At 56.6% G+C, this 3,605-nt stretch carries 2 protein-coding genes and 2 pseudogenes; all 4 read left to right on the forward strand.

Features of this window, described 5'->3' with window-relative positions; genetic code table 11:
* Window positions 1-835: pseudogene (locus tag ABVS03_RS11425) on the forward strand (hypothetical protein); the annotation flags it as partial.
* 463 nt (window positions 836-1,298) lie between these two features.
* On the forward strand, window positions 1,299-2,576 hold the full coding sequence (locus ABVS03_RS11430) for a hypothetical protein (RefSeq protein ID WP_368019202.1): 1,278 nt from the start codon (window positions 1,299-1,301) through the stop codon (window positions 2,574-2,576).
* 205 nt (window positions 2,577-2,781) lie between these two features.
* Window positions 2,782-2,844, forward strand: a pseudogene (locus tag ABVS03_RS11435) (IS200/IS605 family transposase); the annotation flags it as partial.
* Between the two features lie 281 nt (window positions 2,845-3,125).
* Window positions 3,126-3,605: transposase (locus ABVS03_RS11440; RefSeq protein ID WP_368019203.1), on the forward strand; the 480-nt coding region annotated here is incomplete at its 3' end.

The following is a 3,605-nucleotide window of genomic DNA, read 5'->3' on the forward strand; positions in this document are numbered from 1 at the left end:
AGGTTCGCAGGATATTGGCGGCACCGTCTACCTCTTCGACTATTCCGGCAGGCTTGCCTACAACAAGGCGCAGTTCGACTGGTTTGGATTCTATTATGGCTACTACCCTACAGTCTGCAGCGACAGCAATGGCGTCCTCATCCCGTCGGGATGGAAGCATGTCGATGCAAGCGACGGCTATCCCGGAGGCTGGATCTATCTTGACCAGGCAAGATATGATTCACGCTACGGCTACATGCACTTCCTCTGGAAGCAGATCGACGGCATCTGGTACTACTTCATGCCGACGTGGCCGAATGGACAGAGGGATTGGATCAGAACTTCCGGAAGTGCGACTGTAGCCGGAAGCTATCCTGCCCAGGCCTTCATGGTGACCGGCTGGCAGAAGATAGGTACCGGCTATCCCACAGAGGACGGCAAGTGGATGTGGGTCGACGGCAATGATCTCTCGGGTGGCATGATCTACAACGACAATGGCACCTATCGCACCTATGATGATGCCCAGTGGTACTACTTCGCCTCATCCGGCGCCATGCAGACAGGCTGGCTTGACGACGGCGGCAACTGGTACTGGCTGACAGGCTCTGGCGCCATGGGCACGGGCTGGCAGCTCGTCAGCGGCACCTGGTACTGGTTCAATGCATCCGGCGCCATGCAGACCGGCTGGCAGCAGGTGAATGGCTCCTGGTACTGCTTCAGCGCTTCCGGCGCGATGCTCCACGACTACTGGGTCGGGAACTACTACCTCGGCTCCAGCGGAGCCATGCTCACGAGCACGAAGACTCCCGACGGCTACTATGTCGGAGCTGATGGAGCGTGGGTACCGGGAAAGTAGGTTCCGGCGAGAGATTCTTGCATATGGAATATGCGGTGAGGGGGCTTCCGAAAGGGAGCCCCCTCATTTGTGTGTCCGGTACAGTGTCATATTGCTTCTATGCATGGAGATCTTTGCTGCCGTCCCTGCAAAACCATGATTCCCGGCATTTCTTGTTCTGCAAGGACGTGGCACTCGGAGCTCTCGCAGCTGCCAACGTTGAACAAATCAATGTTGTGTGTGTTTCCGCATGACTATATAACGCCCTGTCGATACAGCGTATTCGGCTGGAAGGGTTTGCCTCTTCTTGCCATGAGAATCAGGTGCTTCAGGAGAGCTGCTTGATATGCGGCAGAGTGGATATTCGAGAGGGAAATTCGCTCTCATGCTTCCGTCTGCAGAATCCTTGCAATTAGCGAGCTCCGCTAAACGTAGGATTGAATCGCTTCAAGCCCCTGTTCAGCTGCATATAAGGGAGGATAAAATGTCGAGGCATACGTTATCGATGAGACTGTTTACAGCAATTGCTGCGGCCATGCTTGCATTTTGCATGATGCCAGCACAAGCACAGGCGTTTACAGCAGATACGGGCACAACTGTATATGTCACTCGCTCTGGGCATGCCTATCACATCTACAGCGATTGCCCGACGCTAAAAGGCCGTGTCGTCACAAGCATTGCGTTCGAAAATCGTGGTTCGAGGGATGTCTGCGATATCTGCGAGGCTAGGTACGAGAGATCCGGAAACAACAGCGGCCAGCAGCAGAATAGTCAACAACAAAGTGCCGGCTGGGTGTACTCGAATGGCGGATGGTGGTATCGCAATGCAGATGGCTCATACCCCACAAGCTGCTGGCAGAATATTGGCGGGTCCTGGTATCACTTCGATGCCCATGGTTGGATGCAGACCGGCTGGCTGAATGATGGAGGTACGTGGTATTACCTCTCTGGCTCCGGTGCCATGCAGACGGGCTGGATCAACCTTGGGGGCACCTGGTACTATCTCTTCGGTTCTGGCGCCATGGTAACAGGATGGCAGAACCTTGGTGGCAGCTGGTATTACTTCTATGGTTCTGGAGCGATGGCAACAGGCTGGCTGAATTACGGAGGAACCTGGTACTACCTCTCTGGCAGTGGTGCCATGCAGACTGGTTGGCAGAACCTTGGCGGTGCTTGGTACTACTTCTCTGCATCCGGAGCCATGCAGACCGGCTGGATCAATCTCAGTGGCGTCTGGTACTACCTTTCCGCCTCTGGCGCCATGGCTACCGGCTGGCAGCAGGTTTCTGGTTCCTGGTACTATTTCGATGGTTCAGGTGCTATGCTGCACGACTGCTGGGTGGGCAATTACTATCTTGGTTCCAGCGGAGCGATGCTGACGAATGCTTGGAGGCCGGATGGCTACTATGTCGGATCTGATGGCAAGTGGATTCCTGCTGGCACCGATGCAAGCTATGAATCGATTCTCTCGGACTATTCCGCAAGGATTGCAGCGGCCACGCCGGGTCTCGTTGCCGAATACAATGCAGAATATTCGGCTTACTCGACGATCGATGGCAGGGCAAAGCTTTGCAATGAAAAGGTAGGAAAGCTCGCTAAGATCTGCAATGATGGCGTAGGCGAAATGGCCAAACACCACCTCGCGGTTGGAGACTCCTATAGCACGTATGAAGAGTGGGCCGGAAAGCTGCAGAATGTCTATATGAAATATGGGCAGCAGATTCAGGATGCCTATACCGATTCTTGCTATGATCTCATCTAAGGTATTCTGCATTCACGAAATACAGAGAGGGCTCTCACCAGAGGACCCTCTCTTGTTAAAGGCTTTAGCCTGTGCCGCGCGGCACGCGCGGCACGGAAAACCACCCGCCGTGCGGGCGGATGGCAACGATGCCATGCAGCGAAACTCCTCTCTCCCCAGGATGGCGATTGCTCGGGTCGCCGGCCGCGAGAGGAAGGAGAACGCCATGGCACAGAAGGCGAACAGCCTTGCGCACACGAAATGGATGTGCAAGCACCGCATCGTGTTCTGACCAAAGCATGGGAGAAAGGCCATCTGCAACCAATACTGTTAACGCCAGGAGATAATCGCTACCAAGCGCCGGGCGATTCTGTCCATTTCCAGCCGGACGATATTCGCCAATGTGCCGGCATCCGGAAATGCTAGCTGTTACCGTGTACGGTGTCGCGAGGCCCTATCGCTAGAGCCCCATCGTGCCGGAGCCCCTCTGCCTCATCGCCTGGGGCACCGCCTCGGTAGGGGCATGCGGACAAAAAGTTGGACCAGATACGGTCCGGTCAGGAGTCCGCAATGAGCTTCACGCCAGAGCAGAAAGAGAGAGCGCTCGAAGTCCTCGAGGAATGCGGCGGGAAGATGACCCTCGCAATCCGCAAGCTCGGATATCCCTGCAGGCAGACCATGTATGCCTGGATCCGGGAGAGCGATGCTGCGCATGTGAGGACTGCCGGCCGTCCCTTCAGCCACTACGATCCCGAGACGAAGGCGGAGGCCGTCAGGCTCGTGCAGGGCGGGATGGACGGGAAGGACGTGGCGAAGGCGCTCGGGGTGCTCAATGCTGCCACTGTGTACAATTGGGCGAGATCGGCCGAGAGGGAGGAGCCTTCCACGCCAGCCAAACCGACCGTGCCCGAAGGGAGCGAGCATGCCTGGTCGGGCTTCGAAGGGACGCCCGAGGAGTGCATAAGGCAGCTCGAGCCCGTGACCGAGCCTTTCCAGTCGCTCGGGGACATGTTGCTGGTGAGCACCATCGTGCTCGGGCCGTCCTTCTCG

The organism is Olsenella sp. AGMB03486 (assembly GCF_040884255.1).
Classification (GTDB): Bacteria; Actinomycetota; Coriobacteriia; order Coriobacteriales; family Atopobiaceae; genus Olsenella_L; species Olsenella_L kribbiana.

Bases quoted from the DNA above. Each gene is read 5' to 3' on its own strand.
- ABVS03_RS11430 (WP_368019202.1), top strand. From the start codon at position 1,299: ATGTCGAGGCATACGTTATCGATGAGACTGTTTACAGCAATTGCTGCG.